Origin of the sequence: Motiliproteus sp. SC1-56 (genome assembly GCF_017309075.1) — a bacterium.
In the GTDB taxonomy this organism is placed as follows: domain Bacteria; phylum Pseudomonadota; class Gammaproteobacteria; order Pseudomonadales; family Balneatricaceae; genus Motiliproteus.
This window is the reverse complement of the sequence record NZ_JAEMGS010000004.1, coordinates 12,804-26,725: the sequence shown is the minus strand read 5'-3', so window position 1 is coordinate 26,725 and position 13,922 is coordinate 12,804. Positions and strand designations below refer to the sequence as shown.

Here is a 13,922-nt window from a genome sequence, read left to right as displayed (position 1 = left end):
GCTATTTGCGAATAATCGCGGACAACCACGCCCCATGCACATCTGCCATGTCAATCTCTCGAAAGGCTTTCGCGGCGGCGAGCGCCAGACCGGCCTGCTGATTCGCGAGCTGGCCGCACGCGGTTTTACCCAGGCACTGGTCTGCCGCGCGACCTCGCCCCTGCGCGAGCACCTGGCCGATGTGGATAACCTGCGTTTTCACACTGCCAACTCCCCCCTTGGCGGACACCGCCTGGGACGGCGCGGAGTCGATTTACTCCACGCCCACGATGGCCGTGCGGTGCACTGGTGCCTGCTGGAGAACGCCCTGGGCGGCGCCCCCTACCTGATTACCCGGCGCGTGCCCAACCCGCTGAAGACGCGCGCCAGCACCCGCCTGGCCTACCGCCGTTCATCCTGCGTGGTGGCGCTCTCCCGCGCCATCGAAACCGGTTTGCACGCCTATGATCCGGCCCTGACCACGCGGGTGATTCCCAGCATGTGCGCCCACCTCGACCACGACCCCGAGGCAGCCGCGGCGATTCGCCAACGCTACCCGGGCAAGTTCCTGGTCGGCCACATCGGCGCGCTGGTCAACAAGCACAAGGGGCAGCGCCACCTAATCGAGGCGGCCCGCCAGCTCGCCCCCCGCTGCCCGGAATTGCACTTTCTGTTTCTGGGCCAGGGACGGGACGAAGCGATGCTCAAGGCCGAGGCCGAGGGGCTCGACAACGTCGAGTTCCTCGGTTTTAAAAGCAACGTCGGGGACTACCTTGCCGCCCTGGACCTGTTCGCCTTTCCCTCACTGGAGGAGGGGCTGGGCTCGGTGCTGTTCGACGTGATGGAGTACCGGGTGCCCATCGTCGCCAGCCGGGTCGACGGCATTCCCGATATCGTCGAGCACCAAGCCAATGGCCTGCTGGTGCCGCCGGCCGACGCCAGCGCCCTTGCCGAGGCCATTGAGACCCTCTACAGGGACCCGGACTATGCTCGGCATCTGGCAGCCGAGGGCGCCCGACGCCTGCCCGCTTACAGCCCCTCCGCCATCGCCGACCGCTACACGGCCCTTTACCGGGAGCTGACCGAGAACCGATGACCGATACCGACGCCGACACCGACAAGCCAACCCTGTCCGCCGTCATCCTCAGCCAGAACGAAGCGGCCAACATCCGCGCCTGCATCGAGAGCGTGCGCTGGGCCGACGAGGTGCTGATTTTTGACAGCGGCAGCGACGACGGCACCCAGCAGATCGCCACCGAGCTGGGCGCGCGCGTAGAAACCTCCGGCCCCTGGGCGGGCTTTGGCCGCCAGCGCCAACGGGCCCAGGAGGCAGCCACCAGCGAATGGATCCTGATGATCGACGCCGACGAACGCGTCACGCCCCAGCTACGGGCCAGCATCGAGCAGGCCCTGGCCAATAACGATCCTGAACAGGTCTACGCGGTCAACCGCAGCAGCTACTTCTTCGGCCGCTTCATCCGCCACTCCGGCTGGTACCCGGACCGGGTGGCCCGGCTCTACCGCCGCGATCGCTACCATTACAACGACGCGCAGGTCCACGAGCAGCTCGACTGCCCCGCAGGCAAGACCGAGGTGCTCGCGGGGGACCTGCTCCACTACACCTGCACCGAGTTCCAGCCCTTCGTCACCAAGTCGGTGCGCTACGCCGCCGACTGGGCCCGGGCCCGCCACGCCCGGGGCAAGCGCAGCGGGCTGACCACCGCTCTGCTCCACGCCTTCGCCTGCTTTATCCGCAAGTACCTGTTCCAGAGGGGCTTTCTCGACGGCAAGCATGGCTTTCTGCTGGCCATCCTGGCCAGCCAGTACGTGTTCAACAAATACGCCGCCCTCTGGGCCCTGCAGCAACAGGAAAAGCAACAAGGGGAGAAGCAGCCGTGAAGATCGCCCTGGTCCACATGCGCCATGCCTACGCTGGCGGTACCGAGCTATTCATCAACCAACTGGCCCCCTACTTAGTCAACCAGGGCCATGAGGTGACGATTATCTGTCGAAGCCATGAAGCAGCGCCTGCACCCGGCGTTCGATTTGTGGCGCTCAAGTCTTTCGCCATCGGCAAAGCAATGCGGATGTGGCGCTTCGCCAAAGCGGTGGAAAACCACTTGCGCCACCATGAGTACGACCTTGTCTATGGCCTGGGCAAGACCTGGAGCCATGACCTGATCCGCATCGGCGGCGGCACCCACAAAAGCTTCCAGCTCAGCACCTACGGCAAGGAGAAACACCGGTTAAAAGACATCGTCACTCGCCGCATTGAAGCCAAGGCACTTAAACCTGGGGCCTATCGGCATGTGGTGGCCAACTCGGAAAAAACCAAGCGCGAGCTGGTTAAGGACTACCAGGTGCCCGCCGATCAAATCACAGTGATCCACAACGCAGTGGACACATCCCGGTTCAACCGCGAACAGCACCGGGATGCCGCGGGCGCCCTGCGCGAGAAGTTGGGCTTGAAGAGCAGCACTTTCCTTTACCTTTTCCTCGGGTCCGGTTACCAACGGAAGGGGCTGGATATCGCTCTGAAGGCCTTTGCCAGCGCACTGCAACCGCACCCCGACAGCCACTTGGCGATAGTGGGCTACGACAGCAATCAAGGCGAGTATGAAGCCCTCGCCAGGAGCCTGAATATCGAGCGCCACGTCTCGTTTCTGGGGGGGCGACGCGACCCTGAGGTCTGCTACGCGGCTGCCGATTGCTATGTCTTACCCACTCGCTACGAGCCCTTCGGTTACAGCGTGATTGAGGCGCTGGCCAGCGGCGTGCCGGTGATTACCAGCCGCCAGTGCGGTGCCAGCGAAGTGGTCCATTCCGAGGTTGCCAGCGTCCTAGATGCCGAGGCCCCGCCGGAGCACTGGGGCGAGGCAATGATTCACTGGCAGAAACAGACCGGGAGCCGCTTGCACGAACGCTGCTGCCAGCAGGTCGAGGCGCTCGCCGTTGAACAGGTCATGCAGCGCAACACCGAGGCCCTCCTGAAGGTCGCCCTCGAAAAGCGGGGCGCCTGACCCGATGTTACGACTGGCCAAAATCCGCCTTCCCAACGGTTACCACCGCTGGCACATGCTCTTCATCGATAAACCTTCAGCTGCTCAAGCGCTGCTTGACGGCGCGTTTGAGCAGCTGACGCTGGAGCACAGCACCTCCGATATTTTCGTCGACCCCAGTCGCCGCTTTATCGTAAAGGCCCCGCTCCGGCGCAATCGCTGGGTCGACAACCTGGCCAAACTGGCCGGACTGACCCCGGCGGACAAGGAATCCCGAGGCGCCGAATTACTGACCAGCTGCGGGCTGAAAACACCGGCGGTGCTGGCCCGCGCACTGCCACTAAACCCGAGCGCCAAATACCGCTCCCTGCTCTACCTGGAGTACCTGGACGGTGCTATATCGCTAAGCGACTACCTGCGCCATCACCCCGCCGCCACCGACCGGCAGACACTGCTGGACCAGACAGCCGATGAATTAGCAATGATGATGGCACAAGGCGTTCTGTTTCGAGACTTCCACTTCGGCAACCTTATGCGAAGCGCACAGGGCGAACTCTACTGGATCGACACTGAGGTGAAGCACTACCCCCGTGCGCCGGAAAAAGCCCAGGAGCGATTTCTGAAAAATCATGCGCTGTTTAAAAAACGTTTTTTTGGCCACGGTGGTACCGAAGCCGAATGGCCTGCCTTCAACAACAGGGTTTTGCAAACCTCATGCTGATCACCATTAAAGAGAGGATAAAACTATACCAATTGCGCCGAAGATTTCCGGGGGTCACAATTAGATCCGCCCGTGTGTCCCGAAAATGCCGTATTGAGCCCGGCGCGGCTATCAAGGAGAACGTCCAGATCGGAAAAAACGTCAGCATCGGAGCCCATACCTACGTCAACCCGGGTACCCGCATCTTTCAGGCGCAGATCGGCCGCTACTGCTCCATCTCGTACGACTGCCTTATAGGGGGCACAGACCACCCGACCCGCTTTCTGACCACCTCTCCCGCGGTCTACAACCACCCAGACTACATCGCCAAACACCCAACGGTGAGTGCCAACGGGCCACCACCGTCGATTGGTCATGACGTCTGGGTCGGAGCGCGAGCGGTTATACTAAACGGCGTCAAAATAGGGACCGGGGCGGTTATCGCTGCGGGTGCGGTCGTCACGCGGGATGTTGAGCCCTACGCCGTTTATGGTGGCGTGCCTGCCAGGAAAATAAGCGAGCGAGATATTGACGACGACTTTGAGTTTTTGGGGCAAGACTGGGTGAACCTTGATCCGGACCGAGTGACTGAAATGCTAAACAACGCTTCAAAAGCTGACTAACCCAACGATTATTCCTAACCAAATGCATAACTCCAATCCAAGCAAGCCTGCGGCCTCTCCCCTGCACTTTATTTTTCTGGCCAATCGAATCGATAAAGGCGGGATCGGGCGGATCAACATCACCATAACCGAAGGGCTGGCCGAAAGAGGCCACCGGGTAGAGCTTTGGCTATTGGAGGGAGGCGCCTATCACGACCTGCCCGAGAATGTCACTTTAAAAAGCCTGGAGTTCTCTTCTGGAAGATTCACACCCAAGCGATTCCGGCATTATTTCCAGGGGAAAAGACTGCAAAAGGCGCTCTTGAAAGCCAATCCGGACGTGGTGGTCTCGTCCACTCAATCCATCGTGCAGAATATCGATGACGAGCGCATCAATCTTTACCTTTGGATCCATAGCGACCGCATCACTTGGTGCCCAAAAGGGCGCATGAAGCGGCTGAAAAGGCGCCAGGAAGGCAAAAATTTAGTCTGCGTCTCATCGGGCGTAATGGACGCCTACCATTCCGTAGCTGGTGCGCCGGTACCCAAAAGCATTCGATCCATCATCAACCCGGTCAACCGTTCCATGATGCTTGAGCAGGCCGACGAGCCGCGCGAAATAGACCTGGATCGCTACTTTGTCTCCGTTGCCCGCCTATCCCGGCAGAAACGTTTTGACTGGTTGATCGAGGCGTATCAACGTTCCGGGACCAAAACGCCTCTTATTCTTGTCGGGGGTGGCGACGAAGACCTCCTTGAAGAAATAAAAGCGGACGTCAAAGAACGAGGGCTAGAAAGCCAGGTTTATTTCACCGGACATATTAAAAACCCGTACAAATACATCAAAAATGCGACAGCACTTCTGATGACATCCGAAAGAGAAGGGATGCCCGTTTCTCTGTGCGAATCACTGGTCCTGGAAACACCGGTCGTTGCCATGAACTGCAAGTCAGGCCCGAAAGAAGTGCTTGAAGCGGCGGGAATGCTGGATTACCTTGTGCCCCTCGGCGATACCGGCGCTTTCGCGGAAAGGATCACCGCTGTGGAACGCATGGCGCCAGAGATCAGCGAACGGAACTATCGGCCCTTTCTGGTGGAAAACGTCGTTCATTTATGGGAAAAACTGGCTGACCAGCCAGCACCTCAAGGCTAAAGACTCACAATTCATGACTAGCTCGAATCGCTCAATCTCCCCTTGGCTCTGGCTAGGACTCCCCATCGCCATCATCGCTGCGCAAATCGGTGCCAAAGCCGCCGGTGAAGAGGTTTATCACAAGTGGATGCGCGGAGAACTTGGTGTCACCGAAACCCTAACCGTGGTTTTTTTAGTATTCGCTGTTTACTACGCCATTCGCTGCTTTACATTGCGTGAACACGTGCGTGCTAACCTGTTCGGCACCTTCACTCTGATAATGGCCCTAGGCTGCCTATATTTCGCAGGAGAAGAAGCAAGCTGGGGGCAGCACTGGCTCGGCTATGCGACCCCTGAGGCCATTGCTCAGCGTAATGAACAGGGCGAGTTCAACCTGCATAACGACCCTGTACTGGAAGGCTTACTGGACAACCTGCCCCGCGCTCTCCTGACCCTAGCCGCTTTTGTTGGCGGCATACTGGCGCCACTGCTATGGGCTAGGAACAAGCCGGCGGATTTTAGCAGCAGCAGCATTTTTGGCTGGATTTGGCCAACACGAATCTGTATTCCTACCTCGCTTGTCGCAGTCTTCGTCACCCTTCCCAGCAAAGCGGTAGAAGCGACGGGCGCCCAAATGCCCTACCTTCTCGACATTGCCAAAGGCGAAACCAAAGAGTTTTGCCTAGCGCTCTTCCTGATGCTCTATCTTATGAACCTGTATCGCCAACTACACAAAGCTTCAGGTGTTACTCAACCGCAGCCAAGCTAGAAGGACTCAACCACCTTCTGAAAAACCCCTTCCATCCCGTCAAGCATGGACTCCAGAGTAAAATGGCTAAGTCCTTTACGATGCCCATGCTCAGCTAGAGCCTCTCGTAGCCGGATGTCCTTTGTTAGCGTTTCTATCGCGTCGGCGAGGGCTACTGGATCTCGCGGTTGCACCACCAGCCCTGTCACTTTGTCTTCAACCGCGTCAAGAATACTGCCCACGCCTGTCGTGATGACCGGAAGCCTGCAAAGCATCGCTTGGAGAATAACTTGCGGCACCCCTTCTTTAGCAAAGGTAGGCAAACAGAAAATATCCATGCTCTGAAACCAAGGCGCCACGTCGCTCTGAAAGCCAGCGAAAGTGACCTGCTCGTCCACGCCTTCCTCTCGGGCAAGCTGTTTGAGCTTCTCTCGGTAGCTGCCATCCCGGTTCTCATCGCCGACCAGCACCCAGTGCAGGTTCTGATTTTCCAAACGCCCAGCTGCACGGATCAGGTCCTCATACCCCTTCTCGGGCGAGAAGAGGGCGACCATGCCAACAATGGTTTTGTCCACAGGCAGCCCCAGGTTCCGACGCGCCACCTCGCTATCACCTGGACAAAATAACTGGTGGTCAACCCCTGAAGGGAAAGAGCGAATCCTGTCAGGGTCGAACCCATTGTCCTCAATCAACCGACAACGAACCCCTTCACCTGTAGTAACAATAAACTGACTTGCCCGAGTATAGAGCCAGCGAGACTTGAGATTCCTGCCAACTGACCTCTGCGTATGACGGGTCCGCACCACAGGAATCTTGCGCTTTCGAAAGCTCAACTGCGCCATGGCAACCACCCAGCTGTCGGCCGAGCTGTGCGTGTTGATAACGTCGACAGGATTCTCCCTCAACCATCGGCGCAGCTTGCGGGCCGTCCTAAAGCTCTTTCTATCCAGAGCCATCGCCACGCAAGGAATCCCTCGCCGTAAAGCGTCTTGATATATAAAGGTGTTCGGGCGACAGATCAAAGTCACTTTATGACCTCTAGCCATCATACCTTGCGCCTCATTCAAAACCCGTAACGTCTGCCCACCAGGTCCTTTGAGCGCTTCGGTATGCAAAATATGCAATGATCTAATCATCGAAACTTCGGTACTCACGCTCCTGACACCTTCTACTCAAAAGTTTTACATCCTCATCGGGCGGCCAGCAGCGTATCATGCCTCCGCTTTCAAGCCCGGTTTTATAGTGACAGAGCAAACCTACCCCGCCAGAACTACCCCCTCGCCGAGCCGGAAATTTCCAACCTCGAGCGGTTCTTATATTGGGGAGGGTTCAGAATGGCGCCCATAAGCGCAAAAAAAGAGGTGCGATATTATGCTCCAACAACAGACTCAGTCGCAGCATGGGCAGCAGGACGCACCACCTCGACCAACGCTCAACGCCAGTGCCAAAGAAGGGGAAAACACCGGTCAAGCCTCGGCAAACCACATTAACAACCATCCTATAAACACTTTTTATTCAAACTCCTTATACAATTTATGCCGCCCGTCCGGCTGTGTCTTGAAGCGCTTATGCAGCCAGAGGTATTGCTCGGGATGGACGCGAATCGCTTCCTCGATCACCTGATTGACCCGCACCGCATCGGCCACGTCGTCGCCCGAGGGAAAGTCTTCCAGGGGCGGGGAGAGGCGCACCGTGTAGCTTCGGTTGTCGGGATTGCGGTAGTGGGCCAGCATCAGAACCGGAGAGTTGTTAAGCCGGGCCATACGCGAGGTGGCGGTGAGGGTCGCGGCCTGCTGGCCAAAGAAGGGGGCGAAAACCGAGGCGTGCTTGCCCAGGTCCTGGTCGGGGGCATACCAGACGCACTGGTTCTTTTTCAGGGTGCGGATCACTCCACGAATATCTCGGCGTTCAATGGGCTGCGGACAGAAGCGCTGGCGTGCCTGGGTGATGATCCGGTCCAGCAGCGGATTGTCGTGACGCCGGTACATGGCGTTGACAGTCGCCACCTCCGCCATGAACAGGCCACCCAACTCCAGGGTGCTGAAGTGAGCCCCCAGCAGCAGCACGCCCCGCCCCTCGGCCAGGGCCCCTTCCAGGTGCTCCAGCCCCTCGAAACGGACCCGCCGCGCCATGGCTTGCCGTGGTCCCCACCAGGCCAGCAGGGATTCGAAAAAACCGATGCCGTTGGCCACGAACACCCGCCGCACCAAGGCTTCGCGCTCGGCCTCAGCAAGCTCGGGGAAACAGAGGCGCAGGTTCACCCGCACGATATGACGCCGGGAGGGCAGCAGACAGAACAGGAGGTGTCCGAACAGGGTGCCGAGCCCCATCAGCAGGCCGAAGGGCAGGCGCGCCAGCAACCGCCCCAGGCCGACTCCGACCCAGACCGGCCACCATCTTGGCGCCCAGAAATGCTCTGGCGGCTGTTGCTGCTTTCGCCCCATGGCATACCCTCGAAAAAGCGCTGAATATACCGGATTTGGACAAGCTTCGCAGCATTCGGGCGGCGATCCCGGTATAATCGCCCTCCAGATTGAGCCGACCCGAATGCGGAGCCCATGACCCCCGACACCCCTCACAACCCCGATGGCTGGCAGGCCTACAAGCGCCTGCTGCGTTACGTCAAACCCTACTGGAAGCCCTTTGCCCTGAGCCTGCTGGGCTTTGCCGTCTACGCAGGCACCCAGACAGCGGCGGCCAAGTGGCTGGAGTTTGTCATCACCGCCATTGAGCAGGGGCGCAGCTACGATTTGCGCGCAGCGATCGCCCTGTCGATCATCGTCATCTTCGCCATTCGCGGCGTGGGTACCTTTATCGGCGCCTACTGCATCGCCTACGTCACCCGGGGGGTGGTCAACGACCTGCGCCAGGAACTGTTTCAACGCCTGCTGCGCCTGCCCAGCAGCTTTTACGCCAGCCTGCCCTCGGGGCAGCTGCTGTCCAAGCTCACCTTCAACGTCGAGCAGGTCACCGGCGCCTCTTCCAAGGCGCTGACCATCGTGGTGCGCGAGGGGCTGACCATCGTCGGGCTGCTCGCGTACCTGATCTACCTCAACGGCAGCTTGGCGCTGATGCTGTTTTTGGTCAGCCCCGCCATCGGCGTGGTCGTGGCCAAGGCCTCCAAACGCTTTCGCAAGATCAGTCGACGGATTCAGGACTCCATGGGCAGCGTCACCAATGCCGCCTCGGAGACCATCCACGGCTTTCCGGTGGTCAAGGTCTACGGCGGAGAGAGTCAGGAGATGCGCAGCTTCATGAAGGCCTGCGCCCGGGACCGGCAGCAGCGTATGAAGCTGGTCGCCACCACCGGGATCAGCACCCCGACAATCCAGCTGTTCGTGGCCATGGCCCTGGCGGGGCTGGTCTTCGTCGGCCTGCATCCCGACCTGATGGCGGACATGAAGACCGGCGAATTTATCGCCTTCATCACCGCCGCCATCCTCATTGCCAAGCCACTGCGCCAGGTCACCGACGTCAACGCCATCATCCAGCAGGGTATCTCTGCCGCCCAGAGCCTGTTCGAGCTGCTGGACGCCCCGGCGGAGAAGGACCAGGGGGAGGCGCAGCCCGAACGCGCTCAGGGCCGACTGGCCTTCAAAGACGTGGTCTTCCGCTACCCGGGCGGCCGCGACGACACCCTGCGCGGCATCAGCTTTAACATCGAACCGGGCCAGACCGTGGCGCTAGTCGGTGCCTCGGGCAGCGGCAAAAGCACGGCGGCCAGCCTGCTGCCCCGCTTTTACGATCCCACCGGGGGTGAAGTACTGCTCGACGGCATCCCCCTTGAGCACTACTCCCTGAAGGCACTGCGCCGCCAGATCGCGCTGGTGGACCAGCAGGCGGTGCTGTTCGACGGCACCATTCGGGAAAATATCGCCTACGGCGAGCTGGCCGGAAGCTCAGAGAGCGAGGTGGAGCAGGCCGCCGAGCAGGCCAGGGTCATGGAGTTTGCCCGGGATCTGCCCCAGGGGCTGGACACGCCGATCGGCGAGCAGGGCAAGCGCCTTTCCGGCGGCCAGCGCCAGCGCATCTGTATCGCCCGGGCGCTGCTGAAGAACGCCCCCATCCTGATCCTGGACGAAGCCACCTCGGCGCTGGACACCCGCTCCGAGCAGCACATTCAGGCGGCCCTGGAGTCGGCCATGGCCCAGCGCACCACCCTGGTCATCGCCCACCGTCTCTCCACCGTGGAGAAGGCGGACCTGATCCTGGTCATGGAGGAAGGGCGCATCATCGAGTCAGGGCGTCACGAGGCGCTGCTGGCCGAGGGGGGTGCCTACGCACGGCTGCACCGGGCAGCACAGGAGCCCGGTGCAGAGATGGAAACAGAATAGAAAAAGGTGGAAAAAGCCGGGGTTAAGCGGTGTTGCTGCCGATGCAGTCCAGCACCTGGTCGACGGGCACATCCTTGAGACCATGCCCCTCGGGCAGCTCCCGCACCCCCATCAGGCTCTCATCGCCGCCCAGGTCCGCACGCAGAATGTCCGCGTTGTCGGTCAACGGCGGCGTGTAGTCGGGCGTGGTGGTGCGGTAGATGGCCACCACGTGGGTGCCCACGGCGGCGGCGACGTGCATCAATCCCGAGTCGTTGCTGATCGCATGCTCGGCGAGCGCCAGCAGATCCACCGCATCTTCCAGCCGGGTACGGCCACAGAAGTTGAGGATGGGACAGTCCGCCTCCGCCTGGATCGCCTCGGCCACCTCGCTGTCCTTGGGCGAACCCAGGCACCAAAGCTGGAAACCACGACGGTAGAGCGCCTCGGCGGCCCGGGCCCAGCACGCGGTGGGCCACTGCTTGGCGGGGCCGAACTCGGCGCCCGGCAGCAGCGCGATCACCGGCCGATCCCGGTCGATCCCGTGTTCCTCCAGAAAGCGCTGCTGGTTGGCGGCATCCACCTCGAGCTCAGGGCTCGGTATCGCCGGGGGTTTTAAGCTCGGCGCCCCACCCAGGGCGACAAAGCGCTGCACGGCCAGGGGCAGGCGCTGCTTGTCCAGCAGCCGCATATCGTTCACCAACAGGTAACGCATCTCGCCCCGGTAGGCGGTGCGCTCGGGTACTTCCGCGACATAGGGCACCAGGGCCGACTTCCAGGAGCGGGGAATCACGATGCTGTGGTCGTAGCCCCCTCTCAGCTGCTTACCCAGCGCAAAGCGTTTTTTCCAGCCGAACTCGCCGTGCTTCACATCGAGGGCAATGGCTTCGCGCACCTCGGGCATGCGGGCCAGGATCGGGTGCGACCAGGCCGGCGCCACCACGTCGATCGCGCAGCCCGGCGACTCGTTTTTCAGCCGCTTGAACAGGCTCTGGGTCATGACCATGTCCCCGACCCAGGACGGCCCCACCACCAGGTAGCGTTTGCCCATGCTCACCCCTTCTCGTGCAGCCACTGCAGGTATTCGGCGGTACCCTCTTGCACCGTCTTGAACGGTTCCTGGTAGCCCGCCGCCCGCAGCCGGGAGATATCGGCCTGAGTAAAGCTCTGGTAGGCCCCCTTGAGGTGGTCGGGAAAGGTGATGTACTCGATCTCCCCCTTGCCGTGGAAGTCGATCACCGCCCGGGCCACGTCGTTAAAGGGCTGAGCACGACCGGTGCCGAGGTTGAAGATACCGGACTGCTCCGGGTGATCCAGGAACCAGAGATTGACCTTGACCACATCCCCTACGTAGACGAAATCACGCTTCTGCTCACCGGCCTCGAAGTGGTCGTAGCCGCCGAACAGCTTGGCGTTCTCGCCCCGCAGGATCTGCTCATTGAGATGAAAGGCGACGCTGGCCATGCTGCCCTTGTGCTGCTCCCGCGGCCCGTAGACGTTGAAGTAGCGAAAGCCCACTACCTGGCTGGCAAAGGGCTCCAGGCGGCGGATGTACTGGTCGAACTGCCACTTGGAGTAGCCGTAGACGTTGAGCGGCCCCTCGCAGGCCGGCTCCTCGCGGAAGGTCTCGGTCTTGCCATAGGTGGCGGCCGAGGAGGCGTAGAGGAAGGGTACGCTGCGCTCCAGGCACCAGTGCAGCAACACCTTGGAGTACTCGTAGTTGTTGGCCATCATGTAGCGGCCATCCCACTCGGTGGTGGCCGAACAGGCGCCCTGGTGGAACACGGCCCGCACCCGGTCAAAGCCTTGCCCCGCGCGAATGCGGGCCAGGAACTCATCCTTGTCCAGGTAATCAGCAATCTGGCAGTCCTGCAGGTTCCAGAACTTGTGGCCGTTGCTGAGGTTATCGACCACCAGGATATCGGTCTCGCCCCGCTCGTTGAGCCCCTTGACCAGGTTGCTGCCGATCATGCCGGCGCCGCCGGTTACGATAATCATGGGTTCTTGATGTCCTCGCCCTGTCGAATCCGTCGCACGATATTGGTGGTGGAGCAGCCGTCCAGAAAGCCGAGAATGATCACCTCGCCGCCGTTGTCGATCACCGCATCGCCTCCGGCCACGTCCTCGGGCCGGTAATCGCCCCCCTTGACCAGAATATCCGGCAGCAGGGCCTTGATCAGCTCCGCGGGATTATCGTCCACCGAGTCCTTGCCGAAGGGGATCACCCAGTCGACGCTGGCCAGCCCCGACAACACCGCCATGCGCTGCTCCAGGCCGTTGATGGGGCGCTCCGGCCCCTTGAGCCGGGCCACGGAATCATCGCTGTTGACCGCTACCACCAGTTTATCGCCCAGGGCCCGGGCCTGCTCAAGGTACTGGACATGGCCGGCGTGCAGGATGTCGAAGCAGCCGTTGGTCATCACGATGGTCTCGCCCCGGGCACGGGCCGCCTGCAGCTGGTGCTGCAGCGCGTGCAGGCTCACCACGCCGGTTTCCTCCACCGCGTCGGCCAGCACCGCACGGTTAAGCTCCTCGGCACTGAGGGTCGCGGTACCGAGCTTGGCCACCACGATGCCGGCCGCCAGATTGGCCAGGCGGGTCGCGTCCTCCAGGGACTCCCCCGAGGCCAGGGCCGCGGCCAGGGTGCCGATGACGGTATCGCCGGCGCCGGTCACGTCAAACACTTCCTGGGCCACGGTGGGGATATGCAGCTCGTCGGCTTCGCGGATCAGCGCCATGCCCCGCTCGCTGCGGGTAATCAGCAGGGCGTCCAGCTCACAGGCCTGACGCAGGGCGCGGGCCCGGTCCACCAGGTCGGTTTCATCCGCCCAGGCGCCGGCCACCGCCGCGAACTCCGCTTCGTTGGGGGTGATCAGGGTGGCGCCTCGATAGCGGCTGAAGTCATTGCCCTTGGGGTCGATCAGCACCGGTTTGCCGGCCGCCCGCGCCCGGCTGATCATCGCCTCAACCTCGTCGAGACACCCCTTGCCGTAGTCGGAGAAAACCACCACCTCGGCCTCGGCCAGGCAGGCATCAAAGCGGCTCAGCAGGTGCTGGTGGTCGTAGTCGGCAAAGCCATCCTCGAAATCCAGGCGGATCAACTGCTGGTTGCGGCTCATCACCCGCAGCTTGGTCACCGTGTCGGAGCCGGGCACCGCCTCGAACTGGCAGGTCACCCCGGCATCCTGCAGCTGCTCGCGCAGCGACTCGGCCGCCGCATCCTCGCCCACCAGGGCCAGCAGGGTGGTTTGCCCGCCGAGGGCAGCGATATTCAGCGCCACGTTGCCGGCCCCTCCCGGGCGTCCCTCGTGATCGTTGATATGCACCACCGGTACCGGCGCCTCGGGGGAGATGCGTTGCGTCTTGCCGTGCCAGTAGCGGTCCAGCATCAGGTCACCGACGATCAGGACCCGGCTGCGTGAGAAATCAGGAATATAGGAAGGCTGCAT

Annotated in this window: 13 protein-coding genes; 8 read left to right on the top strand and 5 right to left on the bottom strand. The window is 61.4% G+C overall.

Translation table 11 applies throughout. The features are described from left to right. Window positions 1-34: 34 nt before the first annotated feature. From JGZ97_RS05190 to JGZ97_RS05160, 7 genes are read left to right on the top strand one after another with little or no spacing between them, the layout of a single operon-like run. Complete coding sequence (locus JGZ97_RS05190; RefSeq protein WP_207061557.1) at window positions 35-1,075, top strand: glycosyltransferase; 1,041 nt, start codon at window positions 35-37, stop codon at window positions 1,073-1,075. Next, window positions 1,072-1,878, top strand: a complete 807-nt coding sequence (locus JGZ97_RS05185; RefSeq protein WP_207061556.1) for a glycosyltransferase family 2 protein — start codon at window positions 1,072-1,074, stop codon at window positions 1,876-1,878. The genes JGZ97_RS05190 and JGZ97_RS05185 overlap by 4 nt, the downstream gene beginning before the upstream one ends. Continuing rightward, window positions 1,875-2,999, top strand: a complete 1,125-nt coding sequence (locus JGZ97_RS05180) for a glycosyltransferase family 4 protein (RefSeq protein ID WP_207061555.1) — start codon at window positions 1,875-1,877, stop codon at window positions 2,997-2,999. Before JGZ97_RS05185 ends, JGZ97_RS05180 begins: the two co-directional genes overlap by 4 nt. A 4-nt stretch (window positions 3,000-3,003) precedes the next feature. Beyond that, the gene (locus JGZ97_RS05175) at window positions 3,004-3,699 is read left to right on the top strand and encodes a lipopolysaccharide kinase InaA family protein (protein ID WP_207061554.1); all 696 of its coding nucleotides are present in this window, start codon (window positions 3,004-3,006) and stop codon (window positions 3,697-3,699) included. Further along, window positions 3,693-4,301 carry a CatB-related O-acetyltransferase gene (locus tag JGZ97_RS05170; RefSeq protein ID WP_242521555.1) on the top strand — a complete coding sequence of 203 codons (609 nt, stop codon included), beginning with the start codon at window positions 3,693-3,695 and terminating at the stop codon, window positions 4,299-4,301. Before JGZ97_RS05175 ends, JGZ97_RS05170 begins: the two co-directional genes overlap by 7 nt. Window positions 4,302-4,323: 22 nt before the next feature. Next, window positions 4,324-5,433: a glycosyltransferase gene (locus JGZ97_RS05165; RefSeq protein ID WP_207061553.1), complete on the top strand. Its 1,110-nt coding sequence runs from the start codon at window positions 4,324-4,326 to the stop codon at window positions 5,431-5,433. A 13-nt stretch (window positions 5,434-5,446) separates the two neighbouring features. Beyond that, complete coding sequence (locus JGZ97_RS05160; RefSeq protein WP_207061552.1) at window positions 5,447-6,181, top strand: hypothetical protein; 735 nt, start codon at window positions 5,447-5,449, stop codon at window positions 6,179-6,181. Here the strand turns inward: JGZ97_RS05160 and JGZ97_RS05155 are convergent. Then, the gene (locus JGZ97_RS05155; protein WP_207061551.1) at window positions 6,178-7,314 is read right to left on the bottom strand and encodes a glycosyltransferase family 4 protein; all 1,137 of its coding nucleotides are present in this window, start codon (window positions 7,312-7,314) and stop codon (window positions 6,178-6,180) included. The genes JGZ97_RS05160 and JGZ97_RS05155 overlap by 4 nt on opposite strands. A 357-nt stretch (window positions 7,315-7,671) precedes the next feature. After that, window positions 7,672-8,604, bottom strand: coding sequence for an LpxL/LpxP family Kdo(2)-lipid IV(A) lauroyl/palmitoleoyl acyltransferase (lpxL, locus tag JGZ97_RS05150; protein WP_207061550.1), 933 nt, complete (start codon window positions 8,602-8,604; stop codon window positions 7,672-7,674). 114 nt (window positions 8,605-8,718) lie between these two features. On the opposite strand from lpxL, the gene msbA reads away from it, so the two are divergent. Then, window positions 8,719-10,494, top strand: a complete 1,776-nt coding sequence (msbA, locus tag JGZ97_RS05145; protein ID WP_207061549.1) for a lipid A export permease/ATP-binding protein MsbA — start codon at window positions 8,719-8,721, stop codon at window positions 10,492-10,494. A 22-nt stretch (window positions 10,495-10,516) separates the two neighbouring features. Here msbA and waaF read toward each other — a convergent pair whose 3' ends face one another. The 3 genes from waaF to hldE are packed head-to-tail and all read right to left on the bottom strand — an operon-like array spanning window position 10,517 to window position 13,922. Continuing rightward, window positions 10,517-11,524 carry a lipopolysaccharide heptosyltransferase II gene (waaF, locus tag JGZ97_RS05140; protein ID WP_207061548.1) on the bottom strand — a complete coding sequence of 336 codons (1,008 nt, stop codon included), beginning with the start codon at window positions 11,522-11,524 and terminating at the stop codon, window positions 10,517-10,519. Window positions 11,525-11,526: 2 nt separating this feature from the next. Further along, window positions 11,527-12,471, bottom strand: coding sequence for an ADP-glyceromanno-heptose 6-epimerase (gene rfaD / locus JGZ97_RS05135; protein WP_207061547.1), 945 nt, complete (start codon window positions 12,469-12,471; stop codon window positions 11,527-11,529). Next, entirely contained in the window at window positions 12,468-13,922 is a 1,455-nt protein-coding gene (hldE, locus tag JGZ97_RS05130) for a bifunctional D-glycero-beta-D-manno-heptose-7-phosphate kinase/D-glycero-beta-D-manno-heptose 1-phosphate adenylyltransferase HldE (RefSeq protein WP_207061546.1), read from the bottom strand. The genes rfaD and hldE overlap by 4 nt, the downstream gene beginning before the upstream one ends.

Excerpts from the sequence above, each read along its gene's own strand:
- JGZ97_RS05170 (WP_242521555.1), top strand. The coding sequence starts at position 3,693 with ATGCTGATCACCATTAAAGAGAGGATAAAACTATACCAATTGCGCCGA.
- lpxL (WP_207061550.1), bottom strand. The coding sequence starts at position 8,604 with ATGGGGCGAAAGCAGCAACAGCCGCCAGAGCATTTCTGGGCGCCAAGA.
- JGZ97_RS05175 (WP_207061554.1), top strand. The coding sequence starts at position 3,004 with ATGTTACGACTGGCCAAAATCCGCCTTCCCAACGGTTACCACCGCTGG.
- hldE (WP_207061546.1), bottom strand. The coding sequence starts at position 13,922 with ATGCAGCCTTCCTATATTCCTGATTTCTCACGCAGCCGGGTCCTGATC.
- msbA (WP_207061549.1), top strand. The coding sequence starts at position 8,719 with ATGACCCCCGACACCCCTCACAACCCCGATGGCTGGCAGGCCTACAAG.
- JGZ97_RS05160 (WP_207061552.1), top strand. The coding sequence starts at position 5,447 with ATGACTAGCTCGAATCGCTCAATCTCCCCTTGGCTCTGGCTAGGACTC.
- JGZ97_RS05185 (WP_207061556.1), top strand. The coding sequence starts at position 1,072 with ATGACCGATACCGACGCCGACACCGACAAGCCAACCCTGTCCGCCGTC.
- JGZ97_RS05190 (WP_207061557.1), top strand. The coding sequence starts at position 35 with ATGCACATCTGCCATGTCAATCTCTCGAAAGGCTTTCGCGGCGGCGAG.
- waaF (WP_207061548.1), bottom strand. The coding sequence starts at position 11,524 with ATGGGCAAACGCTACCTGGTGGTGGGGCCGTCCTGGGTCGGGGACATG.
- rfaD (WP_207061547.1), bottom strand. The coding sequence starts at position 12,471 with ATGATTATCGTAACCGGCGGCGCCGGCATGATCGGCAGCAACCTGGTC.
- JGZ97_RS05165 (WP_207061553.1), top strand. The coding sequence starts at position 4,324 with ATGCATAACTCCAATCCAAGCAAGCCTGCGGCCTCTCCCCTGCACTTT.